At 67.4% G+C, this 14,605-nt stretch carries 13 protein-coding genes and 1 tRNA gene; 5 read left to right on the top strand and 9 right to left on the bottom strand.

The features are described 5' to 3' along the window. The first annotated feature begins 53 nt into the window (after positions 1 to 53). The 5 genes from ACR652_RS26710 to ACR652_RS26690 all read left to right on the top strand — a co-directional run bounded on the left by ACR652_RS26710 (position 54) and on the right by ACR652_RS26690 (position 4,044). Positions 54 to 130, top strand: a tRNA-Met gene (locus tag ACR652_RS26710). A gap of 438 nt (positions 131 to 568) precedes the next feature. Further along, complete coding sequence (locus ACR652_RS26705) at positions 569 to 2,410, top strand: PQQ-dependent dehydrogenase, methanol/ethanol family (RefSeq protein ID WP_434509515.1); 1,842 nt, start codon at positions 569 to 571, stop codon at positions 2,408 to 2,410. 75 nt (positions 2,411 to 2,485) lie between these two features. Further along, positions 2,486 to 3,376, top strand: coding sequence for a quinoprotein dehydrogenase-associated putative ABC transporter substrate-binding protein (locus tag ACR652_RS26700; protein WP_434509514.1), 891 nt, complete (start codon positions 2,486 to 2,488; stop codon positions 3,374 to 3,376). A gap of 20 nt (positions 3,377 to 3,396) precedes the next feature. Next, complete coding sequence (locus ACR652_RS26695) at positions 3,397 to 3,744, top strand: c-type cytochrome (protein ID WP_434509513.1); 348 nt, start codon at positions 3,397 to 3,399, stop codon at positions 3,742 to 3,744. Between the two features lie 51 nt (positions 3,745 to 3,795). Beyond that, positions 3,796 to 4,044 carry a hypothetical protein gene (locus tag ACR652_RS26690; protein WP_434509512.1) on the top strand — a complete coding sequence of 83 codons (249 nt, stop codon included), beginning with the start codon at positions 3,796 to 3,798 and terminating at the stop codon, positions 4,042 to 4,044. A 219-nt stretch (positions 4,045 to 4,263) separates the two neighbouring features. Here ACR652_RS26690 and ACR652_RS26685 read toward each other — a convergent pair whose 3' ends face one another. From ACR652_RS26685 to cobN, 9 genes are read right to left on the bottom strand one after another with little or no spacing between them, the layout of a single operon-like run. After that, positions 4,264 to 5,565 carry a cobyrinate a,c-diamide synthase gene (locus ACR652_RS26685; protein WP_434509511.1) on the bottom strand — a complete coding sequence of 434 codons (1,302 nt, stop codon included), beginning with the start codon at positions 5,563 to 5,565 and terminating at the stop codon, positions 4,264 to 4,266. After that, the gene (cobM, locus tag ACR652_RS26680; protein WP_434509510.1) at positions 5,562 to 6,326 is read right to left on the bottom strand and encodes a precorrin-4 C(11)-methyltransferase; all 765 of its coding nucleotides are present in this window, start codon (positions 6,324 to 6,326) and stop codon (positions 5,562 to 5,564) included. Before cobM ends, ACR652_RS26685 begins: the two co-directional genes overlap by 4 nt. After that, the gene (locus ACR652_RS26675) at positions 6,323 to 6,742 is read right to left on the bottom strand and encodes a cobalamin biosynthesis protein (protein WP_434509509.1); all 420 of its coding nucleotides are present in this window, start codon (positions 6,740 to 6,742) and stop codon (positions 6,323 to 6,325) included. The genes cobM and ACR652_RS26675 overlap by 4 nt, the downstream gene beginning before the upstream one ends. Further along, positions 6,721 to 7,923, bottom strand: coding sequence for a precorrin-6y C5,15-methyltransferase (decarboxylating) subunit CbiE (gene cbiE / locus ACR652_RS26670; RefSeq protein WP_434509508.1), 1,203 nt, complete (start codon positions 7,921 to 7,923; stop codon positions 6,721 to 6,723). The genes ACR652_RS26675 and cbiE overlap by 22 nt, the downstream gene beginning before the upstream one ends. Beyond that, positions 7,924 to 8,676 carry a precorrin-3B C(17)-methyltransferase gene (cobJ, locus tag ACR652_RS26665; RefSeq protein WP_434509507.1) on the bottom strand — a complete coding sequence of 251 codons (753 nt, stop codon included), beginning with the start codon at positions 8,674 to 8,676 and terminating at the stop codon, positions 7,924 to 7,926. Then, complete coding sequence (locus ACR652_RS26660) at positions 8,673 to 9,437, bottom strand: precorrin-2 C(20)-methyltransferase (protein WP_434509506.1); 765 nt, start codon at positions 9,435 to 9,437, stop codon at positions 8,673 to 8,675. Before ACR652_RS26660 ends, cobJ begins: the two co-directional genes overlap by 4 nt. Continuing rightward, positions 9,434 to 10,066 (bottom strand): precorrin-8X methylmutase, encoded by a 633-nt coding sequence (locus tag ACR652_RS26655; protein WP_434509505.1) that lies wholly within the window; start codon positions 10,064 to 10,066, stop codon positions 9,434 to 9,436. The genes ACR652_RS26660 and ACR652_RS26655 overlap by 4 nt, the downstream gene beginning before the upstream one ends. Beyond that, the gene (cobG, locus tag ACR652_RS26650) at positions 10,051 to 11,331 is read right to left on the bottom strand and encodes a precorrin-3B synthase (RefSeq protein WP_434509504.1); all 1,281 of its coding nucleotides are present in this window, start codon (positions 11,329 to 11,331) and stop codon (positions 10,051 to 10,053) included. The genes ACR652_RS26655 and cobG overlap by 16 nt, the downstream gene beginning before the upstream one ends. After that, positions 11,318 to 14,599, bottom strand: coding sequence for a cobaltochelatase subunit CobN (cobN, locus tag ACR652_RS26645; RefSeq protein WP_434509503.1), 3,282 nt, complete (start codon positions 14,597 to 14,599; stop codon positions 11,318 to 11,320). Before cobN ends, cobG begins: the two co-directional genes overlap by 14 nt. Positions 14,600 to 14,605 lie beyond the last annotated feature (6 nt).

Below are 14,605 nucleotides of genomic sequence, written 5' to 3'. Positions count from 1 at the left end.
CCAATCCAAAAAAGCGCCGCTCCAAATCGCGGCGCTTTTTAGCGTCTCCCTGCCGCGGGGTGGAGCAGCCCGGTAGCTCGTCAGGCTCATAACCTGAAGGTCGCAGGTTCAAATCCTGCCCCCGCATCCAGGGACTTTCTTTTCCAATCATACGATCGCGCGGTCTTGCAGCGCCGCAAGGACGCCCAAGGACGCCATTGCGTTCGTCCCGCTCTCTGCATCTCTCTCTTCCTCCGCTGTCGCCGCCACGTTTGACGTGAAGAGGCGGGTTTTGGCGCGTTTGCGTAGAGAGCGACCCTTCCATGAAACCAGTTTGAAATGCGATGACCCTACGATCGCGACGAATGTTGGCGACGGCGTCCGAACAACTGGAAGGGGATCGGTCTCAGATTGCTAAGATGCTGTGCCCGTGACATTCTGTGACGCTATGACTCATCGATCCCGGCGAATTCAGTCCTGCAGAAGAGGTTTACCCGTGACCGCAGTTTTTTCAGTTGATCTGGACGGACGCACCCGCACAGCAAGGCGCCGGTCTCTCGGGCGCTTTCGATTCGCCGCTGCGGCAGTCATGAGTTTGGCCGCGCCGCTCGCCTTTTCAACATTCTGCGCCGCACAGACGTCGGCGGCGGTTGAATGGAGAACTCCGGCCGGAGACGTGCAGGGCACGCGGTACAGCACCCTCGATCTGATCGACAAGACAAATGTGGGAAGCCTGGTCGAAGAGTTTTCCTATCCGACCTACGTCAAGAACAGCCATCAGGGGAGCCCGCTCGTCGTCAATGGTGTCATGTATTATGTGACGCCCTTTCCCAATCAGCTGATCGCGGTCGATCTCGCGACGAATACGAAGAAGTGGGTCTTCTCCCCCAATCCCGGTCGTTTCGCGACGGGCCTGACCTGCTGCGACGTGGTGAACCGCGGCGCCGCTTATGGCGAGGCGGTGATCAAGGGCGTGAACACGCCGCTCATCGTTTACACTTTGCTCGATGGCAATGTCGTTGCGGTCAACGCCTCGACCGGCGCGCAGGTCTGGCGCACGAAGGTCGCCGATCCCTGGACCGGGGAGACCTTGAACACGCCCGTTCTCATCGTGAAGAACACAGTGATCTTCGGAAGTTCCGGTTCAGAAATGGGCGTGCGCGGATCTGTGCGCGCCCTGGACCTTGCGACGGGCGTCAAGAAATGGCGCGCCTATGCGACCGGCCCCGACGCGGACGTCCTGATCGATTCCAACACCAAGCCCTATTACGCGAAGGATCAGGGCACGAACCTCGGCAGCGAGAGTTGGCCAGGAACTCTCTGGCAGCAAGGCGGAGGCACCACATGGGCGTGGATCACCGCCGATCCGGCCAATAATCTGGTGTTCTACGGCACGTCTCAGCCAGGCACCTTCAATCCCACCATGCGGGATTTCTCGCCGCCCAAGCTTCTGCCCGCCGAGAACAAATGGGGCGCGTCGATTTTCGCCAGAGATATCGACACCGGAAGCGCGAAGTGGGTTTACCAGCTCACGCCGTGGGACAACTGGGACTATGACGCCGTCAACGAAGATACTGTCGTCGATCTCAAGCTCAATCCGTCCGATGCGCAGCCGACGCCCGTCATCGTCCACTTCAACAAGAACGGCTTCGTCTATGTTCTGAATCGTTTGAAGGGGCAATTGCTCAGCGCCAATCAGTTCGGCTTCCAGAACTGGGCGACAGGCATTGACCTCACGACCGGCTATCCGCTCGTGGACAAGAGCAAGCTGACGGTCGAGGGCAAGGTGACGAATTACATCTGCCCATCAGCCTTTGGCGTGAAGGACTGGGAGGGCTCGGCCTGGTCGCCGAAAACCAGCCTGTTCTATTTCGGCGCGTTCAACATGTGCATGAACTACGAGCCGCTGAAGGTGAATTACATCGCCGGCACGCCTTTCGTCGGCGTCGACATCGGCATTGGTCTGCATCTCGATGCGAAAGGCAATCCCGAGTACAACATGGGAGAGTTTGTCGCGTTCGATCCTGTCGCCGGACAGCGGAAATGGGCTCTGAAGGAAAATACGCCCGTGTTTGGCGGCGCGCTTGCGACAGCGGGCGACGTCGTGTTTTACGGCACGCTCGATAAATATTTCAAGGCGGTCGACGCCTCGACGGGCGCCGTGCTGCTCTCCATGAAGCTCGAATGCGGCGTCGTCTCGGCTCCGATCACATTCACGGGGGCTGATGGCAAGCAGCGTGTCGCGATCACAACCGGACTCGGCTATCTGAACGGCGGGTTCTCCGGAAGCGGCAAATGCGCCACGACCAGCAGCAGCGTTGCGACCGCGATCCCGGCGAACAACTACTCGCGGACGTTCACGGCGCCTACTCCGGCCGGCCTGACCGCGCCGCCCGCCGGCGGCTGGGTCCATGTCTTCAAGCTTCCCTGATCAGAGGCAGAGACATCCGCGCATGGAGTCCATGCGCGGATCGACGAGATCACGTCTGAAGAGGGGACGCGCGAGATGCCGCGGTTAGCCGGAATGTCTGTCGGGCTGCTGGCTTTGGGAGCAGCCTTATTTTCTGCCACAGTTGCGTCGGCCGAAGCCGAGGCGCCGAAGGAGAAAACCAAACTCACAATCTGTTCCGATCCAGCCAATCTTCCCTATTCCAATCGCGCCCGCGAAGGGTTCGAGAACAGGATCGCGGAAGTGCTGGCGGCCGATCTGCATGCGGACCTCGACGCCTTCTGGTTCGCCGAGCACAAGGGTTTCGTGCGTCGGACGCTGCTGGACGGCCTTTGTGACGCCATTATCAGCGTCCCCTCGAATTTTTCCATGGTCGCCACGACGCGCCCCTATTTCACATCGAGTTATGTAGCTGTGACGCGGGCGAACGCTCAGCAGCAGTTTTCATCTTTCGACGACGCCTGGCTGAGGGACGCGCGAATTGGACTGCAACTGGTTGGAAACGAGGGCGCCACGACGCCGCCGGCCATAGCCCTCGCGCGTCGGGGGTTTGTCGAGCACATCACATCCTTTCCGATGTGGGCGGAAGACGAGACGAGCAATCCGCAGGGCGCAATCATCGACGCTGTCGCCAAAGGCGATGTCGACATCGCCTTCGTCTGGGGGCCGTTCGCCGAATTTTTCGCCAAGGCGCATGACGGCAAGTTGAGAGTGACGCCGGTCCTGAGCGACCCGCGTTCGCCCGATCAGCTTTTTGTTTTCTCCATGTCGGTTGGGGTCAGGAAGTCCGACGAGGCTCTGCGTGATCGATTGCAGGACGCGCTCGATCGCCATGCGCCTGAAATTCGAAAGATACTGGAAGAGTTCGGGACGCCATTGACGGCGACGCCGGCGGTCGAGCGGGCCGCAGAGGCGACCGCTGCCGCTTCCACCGATGCAAAGCGCTGATTGAGAGAAGGATCCGGACTATGCGCTTCAGAAATTTTCTCGTCGCACTGACTCTGGCTTGGGCCATTGCTCCGGCCTCGGCCGCGGACATCACCAAAGGTCGCGTCGCCTGGATGAAATTCAATTGCAACGGCTGCCATGGCGGCAATGCAAAGGGCGGAATGGGGCCGAACATCGTCGGCAAGGACGCCCATGACCTTTCGACGGCGATCTCGGGAGACAAGACCTCGGGCGGCATGATCAATTATACGAAGAACACGAACCCCGCGAGCATTCCCACTTCGACCGATCTGGACAATATGAGCGCGTATCTGAAATCGATCGACACGGCCAGCGAGCCCAAGTGGGTCGATTGGTGGAACCATTAATCGTTCCGAAAGCGCTTCGCGCGCGCACGCCAACACCAAAAGGATCGACCCGTGACCCGCTTCATCCTCGCCCTTGCCTTTGTCTCGATCGCACCCCTTTCTACCCCTGCCGTCGCGGCCAATTGCACCGACCTCGGTCGTGGCATGAACATCTGTCGCGATAACGCCGGCAATGTCGTCGCGCCCCCGAAGTCGACGACCGGCGGCGCGACGACCGGCGGCGGCGCACAGAGCGGCGCTCCGGCCTCCAGCGGCGCCTCATCGCAGGGCGCCGGCGGCGCCAGCGCCTCTGGCCATTAGGGCGGGCCGAACGTCCCCCGGACGGCTTCCGACCCGCGGGGAGGCGCCTTGGATGCAATGCAACAGAAAATTCCTTGACACTTGTGCGATGCAGCATTACAAAAGAATGACGCAGCGAGATTAGTCTCGCTTCGTAGCCCTCCTTGGGCGTTTCCTCCCTTGACTTGGGCCGCTGGTCTTCCGGCGGCCCCTTTTTTTGTCCTGAGCCGGGAGACGCCGCTACCCGATGACGTGGAAGAAAGAGCCGGAGACGTGGCCCTGTCGAAGCCCGGCCGGAACTTCGGCTTCGGTGTAGGCGTCCCTCGCCAGGGCGAAGGGGTCGCCAGCCTCCCGGATGATCGTAGCGTAATGGAATTCGTGGCCCCTGAGGGTGTCTCCCCGGTGGCCGAGGCAGTGGTCCGCAGCGAGGCGGGCGGTCCGATACCCTAGATGCAGCTTGCGGCTGGCGAAACTGGTCTCCAGGTCCAGCAGGCCGGCCATGTGCCGCCCCTCGCCCGCCGCGTCGATGAGGACGCGGCCGAGGACCATGTAGCCGCCGCATTCGCCATGGACCGGGCGCGTTCGCGCAAATTCCCTCAATCCGTCGAGAAAGTTCCGCGCCTGGGAGAGGCGGCCGGCGTGCAGCTCCGGATAGCCGCCCGGCAGCCAGCAGAGGTCGCAGTCCTCGGGCGGCGCTTCGTCGGCGAGCGGCGAGAAGAAAACCAGTTCGGCCCCGGCGGCGCGCCAGCCGCGCGCGAGGTGCGGATAGAAAAAGGAAAAGGCGTCGTCGCGGGCGACCGCGATGCGCTGCGCGGGGGGTCGGAGAGCGGCGGCTGGCCCGAATTCGGGGCGGATGGCCTTGGCGGCGCGCGCGACTGCGGCGACGTCCACATGGGCTTCCACGAAATCGGCGAGGGCGTCGAGCCTCGCGTCGAGTTCCGCCGTTTCGCCGGCCTGAACGAGGCCGAGATGCCGTTCGGGCAGTTTCAGCCTGTCGTTGCGCGGCAGGGCGCCGAGCAGGGGGAGCCCCAATCCGGCGACGCCCTCCGCGACCAGCCGCCGGTGCCGGTCGCTGCCCACGCGATTTGCGACGACGCCGGCGACGCTCAGCCTGGGGTCGTGCGTCGCCAGACCCCGGATCACGGCCGCCGCGCTCTGCGCCTGGCCGGAAACGTCATGCGCCAGCAGAACCGGCCAGCCGAGCAGGGCGGCGATGTCCGCGCTGGCGCCGATCCCGGCGGCTCCCCCCGGCGCGCCGTCGAAAAGACCCATCGCCCCCTCGGCGATGATCAGATCCGCCCCCTCGCCGGCCTGGCCCGCGAGTTGGGCGATCATGCCGGCTGGCATCGCCCAGGAATCCAGATTGAGGCTGTCGCGGCCCGTGGCGGCGGCGTGAAAGGCGGGGTCGATGTAATCCGGCCCGCATTTGACCGCGCTCACCCGCAGGCCGCGCCGCGCCAGAGCCCGCATCAGACCGAGCGCCAGCGTGGTCTTGCCGGACCCGGACCGGGCGGCGCCGATCAGCAGGCCGGGCGCGGTCATGACCCGCCCCGAGGGCGGAAGCGCCGGTCGTATCCGGCGTCGTAAAGCGCGCTCTCGCGAAAATCCTCGGACGCCAGAGACGGGCCGACGAGGATCAGCGCCGTGCGCTCCATCGGCGCCTCGGCGGCGCGGGTCTCGATGTCGGCAAGGGCGCCGAGCAGGATCGTCTCATCGGGCCAGGACGCCCTGTAGACAAGCGCGACCGGGCATTCCGGGCCGTAGAAGGGCGTCAGCTCCGCCACCACGCGGGACAGCACGTGGATGGAGAGATGGATCGCCAGCGTCGCGCCCGATTGCGCGAAGGTCGAAAGCGTCTCGCGCTCCGGCATGGCGGAGGCGCGGCCGGAGGTGCGCGTCAACACGAGAGACTGCGCCACCTCGGGCAGGGTCAGTTCGCGCCCGAGCGCGGCGGCCGCGGCGGCGAAGGCCGGGACGCCGGGGGTCATCGTGTAGGGAATACCCAGCGCGCGCAGCCGCCGGGTCTGTTCGCCGACAGCGCTCCAGATCGAGAGATCGCCGGAATGCAGCCGCGCCACGTCGTGGCCCGCCTCATGCGCGGCCCTCACTTCCGCGACGATGTCGTCGAGGGAGAGCGGCGCCGTGTCGATGATGCGGGCGCCGGGCGGGCAATGCGCCAGAACGCCCGCCGGGACGAGCGAACCGGCGTAAAGACAGACAGGGCAGGCCGCGATGAGATCGCGCCCGCGCAGGGTCAGAAGGTCCGGGGCGCCGGGGCCGGCGCCGATGAAATGCACGGTCATTCTGTCTCCTCGGCGGCCGCGCTGATCGCCAGCGCGCAGGCGGCGTAAGGCGTCGCGACGCGCGGCGCCAGCAAGCGGCTGCCATGGCCCGCGCCGACAAGCGCCGCCGCTTCCGCGACGCTGCCGACGCCGAACATCGCCTGCACGCGCGGGGAATGCGTCGGCGCGGCTCCTCGCCGGGCCTTGAGCTCCTCCAGCGGCAGGAAGACGAGATCGACGCCGAGCGCCGCGGCGGCCTCGTGTATTCCCGGCTCATCCGCTTTGCTGTCGAGCGTGCAGAGCGTGACCTGAGAGAGCGGGGCGCCATGGGCTGCGGCCACCCCCCTCACAAGCTCGATGATGACGGCGGCGTCGACTCCCCGGCGCGCGCCAATGCCTGCGGCGTAGCGTGGCGTCATGGCTTCACCACGCGCCATTGCAGCACGCCCATGCCGGGATCGAGCGCATGGAAGCGGCCGACAGGCCGCGCGCGGGCGATTTGCAGATGCGTCAGTTCGCCGCCCTTGTCCGCGAAGGCTTGCGAGAGCAGCGTCTGCGTTTCCAGTGTGACGGCGTTGACGACCAGGCGCCCGCCCGTCGGCAGGGCCTGCCAGGCGGCGTCGAGCGTCGGCGCATTGGCGCCGCCGCCGATGAAGATCGCGTCCGGCGGCGGGAGAGCGTCGAGCGCCTGCGGCGCGGCGCCGATGACAATGTCGAGGTCGGGAACGCCAAGGGCCAGCGCGTTCCGACCGATCCGCGCCGCCCGCGCTTCGTCGCGTTCGATCGCGACGGCGCGATTGGCGGAATGGGTCAGCATCCATTCGATCGACACCGATCCCGATCCGGCGCCGATGTCCCAGAGCGTTTCGCCCTTGCGCGGCCCGAGCGCGGAGAGAGTCACGGCGCGGATGTCGCGCTTGGTGATCTGGCCGTCGTTCTCGAACCAGTCATCCGGAAGGCCCGGCGCCAGCGGGATGACGCGCGCGCCCGGAGCGGCGTCGATTTCCATCGCGACGGTGTTGAGCGCGGCGACGTCCGTCAACGCAAAGGCGTCCGCGCGCGCCTCCCGCACGCGCTCCTTCGGTCCGTCGAGATGTTCGAGCACGAAGAGCGCCGATGCGCCCATGCCGCGCGCCGTCAGATGCGCGGCGATGCGGGCGGGCGTCGTCTCGTCCCACGACAGCGCGATGATTCGCGCGCGCGGCTGCAAATGCGGCGTCAGGCGCTCGAAGGCGCGACCATGGAGCGAGAGCAGGGCGCAATCCTGCTGGCTCCAGCCGAGGCGCGCGGCGGCCAGCGAGAAGGCCGAGGGCGCCGGAATCACGATCATGTCATCAGGCGCGACATGACGGCTGAGAAGCTCGCCCACGCCATAGAAGAACGGGTCGCCGGAGGCCAGAACCACGGTCGGCCTGCCGCGCTGCGCAAGAAGGCGCGGCAGCGCGTCGGTGAGCGGCGAGGGCCATTGCAGCCGTTCGGCGCGCGTCGCGCCGACGAGCGCGAGATGACGCGCGCCGCCGGCAATGAGCGTTGCGTCGGCGATGAGCGCGCGCGCGGCGCTCGAAAGTCCCGCCGCGCCGTCCTCGCCAATGCCGATGATGGAGAGCCATTTCTCCATTCAACCGGCCTTTCGCGAGGTATAGACCCAGTCGCGGGCGTTTTCGCGCGCGATGCGCCGCGTGCCGCTCGCGCCGATCACGACGAGAGTCGACATGTCGACGAGCGCCGGATCGACGCTGTCGAGCTGCGTCAGGATGAGGTCTTCCTTTTCACGCCCGACGGACTTCGCAAGGCCGACGAATGTGTCGCCGGGCAAAAACCGCCGCAGCAGCGCGAAGGCGTCGGCGATGCGCGTCGGACGCGCGCGCGAGGCAGGATTGTAGAGCGCGATGACGAAATCGCCGCGCGCCGCATGTTCGAGCCGCTTCTCGATCACGTCCCACGGCTTGAGATTGTCGGAAAGCGAGATGGCGCAGAAATCATGTCCGAGCGGCGCGCCGAGGCGCGCGGCGGCCGCCTGCATGGCGGAGACGCCGGGAACGACCCGAATATCGAGCGCGCGCCATTCGGCCGGCCCGGCGTCGACCGCCTCGAACAGAGCCGCCGCCATCGCGAACACGCCCGGATCGCCGCCCGAAACGACAGCCACGACGCGTCCCGCCTGTGCGCGTTCGAGCGCGTCGCGCGCGCGGTCGATCTCGACGCGATTGTCGCTCGCGATCCGCGTCTGCCCGTCGCGCAAAGGCACGCGCGCGACATAGGGCTCGTAGCCGATGATGTCCTGCGCCTCGCCGAGCGCCTGCTGCGCTTCGAGCGTCAGCCAGCGTTCATCGGCCGGGCCGAGACCGACAATGTAGAGAGTTCCGCTCACGGGCGCCGCCCCTGTCCGGGCGCCAGCACCATGGAAAAATAGGGCGCGGCGTCGTCCGTCTTGTCGCGGAAGGGCATGATCTTCTCGCCCGCCATGGTGCCGCGCTCGACGTAAATGGCGCGTTCCGCCACGCCCGCGCGCGTCATGGCGCGGCGCAATTTCGGAAAGTTGCCGCCGAGCTTCATCACGACGGCCGCGTCCGTCCTCGCGAGCCGCTCCGCGAGCGTGTCTTCGTCGAGCGTCGCGGGCAGAACCGTGAGCACGTCGTCGCCCCATGTCATCGGCTGGCGGGCCGCCGCGAAACATCCGGACATGCCGGCGACGCCCGCGCAGATTTCAACCCGAAAGCGCCCATCGAGCCGCGTGAACATATGCATGAAGGACCCGTACAGCAGCGGATCGCCTTCGCACAGAAGCGTCACGTCGCGCCCCTGCTGGAGCAGCGCGGCGATGCGCGCGGCGCTCTCCTCGTAGAACCCCGCGAGCGCGGCGATATAGGCCGGATCGTCGAAGGGAATTTCCGTCGTCACCGGATAGAGCAGCGGCAATTCTTCCACGCCCTGCCGAAAGTAGCGTTCCGCAATGCCGCGAGCATGGCTCGCGCGGCCGCGCTTCGCGAAATAGGAGATCACCTTCGCTTCGCCGATCAGGCGCGCGGCCTTGATCGTCACAAGCTCGGGGTCGCCGGGGCCGAGCCCAACGCCGATGAGCGCGCCGACTCTCGTCTCCCGCGCCTGCGTGTTGTCGGGCAGGGCGTTCATTCCTTATCGCTCGCCAGCGCGTTGACGGCGGCGGCGGCCATGGCGCTCCCGCCCTTGCGGCCGCGCACAATGGCGTAGGGCACGCGGCCGTCCGCCGCGAGCGCGTCTTTCGATTCCGAGGCTCCGACGAATCCCACGGGCATTCCGATCACCGCCGCCGGGCGCGCCGCGCCCTCGTCGAGCATTTCCAGCAGACGAAACAGCGAGGTTGGCGCATTGCCGATCGCCACCACGGCGCCGTCGAGCCGATTGCGCCACAGCTCCATGGCGGCGGCGCTGCGCGTATTGCCAAGCTCGGCGGCGAGGGCCGCGACATTGGGCTCCGCAAGCGTGCAGACGACAGGGTTTTGCGCCGGCAGGCGCGCGCGCGTCACGCCATGCGCGACCATATTGGCGTCGCAGAGGATCGGCGCGCCACGGCGCAGGGCCGCTTTCGCGGCGCTCACGAAGGTCGGCGAGAACGCGATGTCGTCCGCCAGCTCGACCATGCCGCAGGCATGAATCATCCGCACCGCGACCTTTTCCTCTTCGGGCGTAAAGCGCGCCAGATCGGCTTCCGCGCGAATGATCGCGAAGGAGCGCTCGTAGATCGCCGCGCCATCGCGGATGTAGTTCAAGGCGTCCGACATGAATATTCCTTTGCGCGCGTCGCCAGCGCGCTGACGGCGGCGTCGATCGTCAACCCCCTCAGTTGCGGCGCGTCGCTTGCGCGGCCGCGATCGACGAGATCGAAGAGGCCAGCATTGGCGACGAGAGTCACGGCCGAGCTTTTCGGCCGCGCGCAGCCTTTGGCGCAGCCGGAAAGATGCAGGCCCACGCCATCCGCTCCAGCAAGCTTTTGCGCGAGCAGCGCGAGACGCGCAAGATGCGGCCGCGTCTCACCCTGCGCCTGCGGACATTCCGGCGCGCCGGGGCAGGCGACAACGGCAAGGCGCGCGTCGTCATGCGAGACGACGAGACGCAGCGCTTCTGCGACGCGAATGATGTTTTCCGACGCCTCAAGCGTCGCCGTAGGCAGGAGAAAGGCGCGCCAGGGCGTGAGGCGGAATTCGCCCAGACCTTCCGACCCCGCCAGCGCGGCGAGATGCGCCAGTTCGGCCGCGCGCCAGCGTCCCGACGGCGCGGCGACGCCGGCGAAGCTGATCCCGCCCGCTTGCCGCGCCCCGAGAAAGTCGCGCGCCCGCGTTTCGGCGCGCGGCGCGGCGGTTCCTGCGGCGAGGCCGGCCTGTCGCAGAACAGCCCCGGCGCCGACGGCGGCCACGAGCCGACGCATGCGGCGCTGCTCGAATGCGCCGTCGCGCAGCGCGACGAAGGCGCGGGCGAGTTTCAATGCGGTCGGAACGGCGTCGCTCAGCCGCGCGCAAACCGGCTCGACGCCGGCGGCCGTGACATGAACCTCCGTGTCGCCGCCAGCGGCCACGATGCGAATATCCGCGTCGACATCGTCAATCGGCAGGGCGCCGCCATCGTCGATGGCGAACAGAAATTTCGCCGGCAGCGCATGCAGGGCCTCATCCGCCTGGAGCGCCTCGGCCAGTTGGCGCGCGAGCGCATTGGCGTCGAAGGCGGCCGCTGCGTCGAGTCCGGCCAGGGGAGTCACAATGATGTTGGTGACGCGCTCCGCCTCGGCGTCGCGCGGGAGAAGCCCCACCGCATCGAGACGGCGCAGCGCTTCAGGAGCAGCCGCATCGCTGACGCCGCGAAGTTGCAGTTGCGCCCGCTGCGACAGATCGACGAGCCCATTGCCGCACTCGGCCGCAATGGCGGCGAGCGCGGCGAGCTGAGCGGCGGCGATGCGCGACCCGACGATCTTGGCGCGCATGAGCAGGCCATCATTGCTCCGCATCGGCGCGAAGGCGCCGGGGCACCAGCCCTTGATCTCAGGCGCGTTCATGCGCGCCCCCGACATTCGCCAGCACGTCGCGCACGCTGTTGCGCCGCGTATGCCAGAGGTCGCGCGCCAGCGCATCGTTGAAGACGCGCGCGACTGCTTCCAGCGCGCGCGGATTGTCGCGCGCGAGAAAATCCCTCACGCGCTCGTCGCCGATCGTCGCTGAGAAAGCCAGATCGAACTGGGCGTCGCTCACCAGCCCGCTCGTGGCGGCGAAGGCGTAGAGATTGTCGACAGCCTCGGCGATTTCCGCGCCGCCGCGATGGCCATGGCGCATCTGGCCGTCGAGCCAGCGGGGATTGGCGAGCCGCATGCGCAGCACGCGCGCGACTTCATCCTGCAAGGGCCGCGCGCGCGGCTTTTCGGGCCGCGTGGCGTCGAGATGCAGGAGAGCGGCGTCGCCGCCGAGCAGGCGATTGGCGGCCGCGAATCCGCCCTCGTAATCCGCGAAGGCCGGGCCGGTGAGAAGGTCGACCTCCGCCATGTCCTGCACATGCACATGTGCGTCGGCGCCCGCGACCTGCGCGCTGAATGCGTCGAGCGCGGGCGCGCTCTCTCCGGCGCGATCGAGCGCATGCCCGCCCGCTGCGAGAAAGGCGCGGGCGAGATCGTCGCGCGAGGACCATTCGCCACGCGCCACCTTGTCGCTGACGCCCAGACCATAACTTCCCTGCGCCGCGCCGAACACCCGCTGAAGGTCCTGCGCCTGTTTCAGCGGATTGAAAGCGGCGTCTTCGTCGAGCGCCGCCACCGCGCATACGACGTCGTTGAAGAGCGCGATGAGGCCGGGGAACATGTCGCGAAACAGTCCCGAGACATGCAGCGTCACGTCGACACGCGGGACGTCGAGCCGCGCCTGCGGCAGAATCTCGAAGCCGATGACGCGCGCGCTCGCGGCGTCCCAGCGCGGCGCGACGCCCATCAGCGCCAGCGCTTGGGCGAAATCCTCGCCGCCGGTGCGGATGGTCGCGCTGCCCCAGAGATCGAGCATGACATGGCGCGGATAGTCGCCATGCGTCTGCGCATGCTGCGTCATGATTTCCCGCGCCGCGCGTCGGCCGATGTCGTAAGCGGTCTGCGTCGGCGCGCCGCGCGGATCGACGCAGTAGAGATTGCGTCCCGTCGGCGTCACATCGGCGCGGCCGCGCGATGGCGCGCCCCCCGGTCCGGGCTCCACGAAACGGCCTTCCAGCGCCGCGAGCAGCGCGCGGCGCTCCGCCGTGGCGCAGGCGTCGCGCGCGGGATCGGCGTCGGCGCGGCCGAAGACATGGAGTCCGTCGCCGATGCGCATCTCCTTCAGATCGCACATCCAGGCGTCGAGGCGCGCGAGCGTCTCGGCCATGTCGGTCTCGCGCGTCACGCCGCATTCGGCGGCAAGCCCGCTGCGTTCGGCCTCGTCCAGAAGCGCGCCGGCGATGAGGCGGGCGCGACGCGGATCGAGCGCGGCGGCGGTCGCATATTCATCGAGCAGCGTCTCGACGCTTTGCGCGGCGTCGAACAATTCAGCATCGACGAGCGGCGGCGTGAGATGGCCGATCATCACGGCGCCGGCGCGCCGCTTCGCCTGCGCGGCTTCGCCGGGATCGTTGACGATGAAAGGATAGACGAGCGGCGTCGGCCCGAGCACGGCCTCCGGCGCGCAGGTCTCCGACAGCATCACGGATTTGCCGGGCAACCATTCCAGCGTGCCATGGGCGCCGAGATGAATGAGCGCGTCGGTCCCCCGGATGTGGCGCAGCCACAGATAAAAGGCGACATAGGCGTGGCGCGGCGGGCGCTGCATGTCGTGGTAGGTTTCGTAACGCTCGGCGCGCGCGCCGCGATCCGGCTGCAAGGCGATCACGAGATTGCCTCGCAGCACGCAGGAGAAGCTGAAGGCGTCGCCGACGACGGCGGGATCGTCCTGCGGCGCGCCCCAGCATTCGGTGACGCTCGCTACGAAGTCGCGGGGGAGCGTTGCGAGCTTCCGCATGTAATCTGCTATTGCAAAACGAACCTCATGCGTGCGGTCTTCGAGCGCGCGGATGAGAGGCGGCCCGTCGCCTGCGCCAACGCAATAGCCGGCCTCTCGCAGGGCTGTGACGATCTCGGCGGCGCTCGCTTCCGCGTCGAGGCCGATCGCATAGCCGCCGCGTCCGCGACGCGCCGGATAGTCGGACAGGATCAGCGCGAGAGATTTCTCCGCGTTCGGCTTGCGGCGCAGCCGCGCCCAGTTCGCCGCGAGATCCGCGACGAAAGCGATGCGCGACGCGTCCGGCGCATGGCGCGGTTCGTCGAGCTCGGCCGCGCCGCGCGGGGCCGCTTCCTTGAAGGAAATCGCGCGCGTGAAGATGCGGCCGTCGACTTCCGGCAGCACGACATTCATGGCGAGATCGGCGCCATTGGCGCCGCGCGCGGACGCCGCCCACGCCTCGCGCGTGCAGGTGGCGAGCGCGACTTGCAGCACGGGCGCGTCGGCGCGGTCGAGCACCGAGCCGGTCTCCCGCCGCGCGGAAAAGGCTGTGGTGTTGATAATGACATCGGGCGCGAAGTCATCCAGCGCGCGCGCGACGAACGCCTCGCTGTCTGCGTCCTTCAGGCTGGCGACATAAAGAGCGTCGACCGCGAACGTCCGCGCGCGCAGCGTCTCGGCGAGCGCCAGGATCGGCGCGACGTCATCGGCCAGATAGAGGGAGCGGTAAAGGATGACGGTCGCGCGGGGCGCGGGGTCCGGCGCTGCATGACAGGCGGCTTGGAAACGCCCGGCGCTTGCGACGGGAAGGCTCTCGCGCCAGTCCATCGGCCGCCCCGCGAGCGTCGACGCATATCGCAGGAAAGACCGCAGATTCTCCGGCCCGCCCTCCTGAAAAAAGCGCCAGATGCGGTTGAGCGCTTGCGTCTCCAGCGTCGAGGCGCGCGCGAGGCGCATGTCCTCGACCGTATCGCCCGGCACGATGGCGAGCGCGATGTTGCGCGAACGGGCGAGGGCCTCGAGCTGCTCGACGCCATAGGCCCAGTAGTCCTTGCCGCCGAGCAGCCGCACGACGATGAGTCTGGCGTGGCGCGCCACGCTCTCCAGATAGAGATCGACGGAGTAGGGATGTTTGAGCTGCGCCAGCGGCGCGCAGCGCAGGCTCGGCAGCTTGTCGGCGTCTTGCGCATGCAGACGCGACAGCAGGCGCAGTTCCGAGTCCGAAAATGACAGGAACACCATGTCGGCCGGGGTCTGGCCGAGGTCCGTCGCCGCGCCGGCGTCGTCGAGACTATGAAGGTCGCGCGGGAGGAGATGCATGGCGCG

This window comes from Methylocystis sp., from assembly GCF_051061225.1.
Classification (GTDB): domain Bacteria; phylum Pseudomonadota; class Alphaproteobacteria; order Rhizobiales; family Beijerinckiaceae; genus Methylocystis.
The sequence above is the reverse complement of the archived record's forward strand: the minus strand, read 5'-3'. Positions and strand labels throughout refer to the sequence as shown.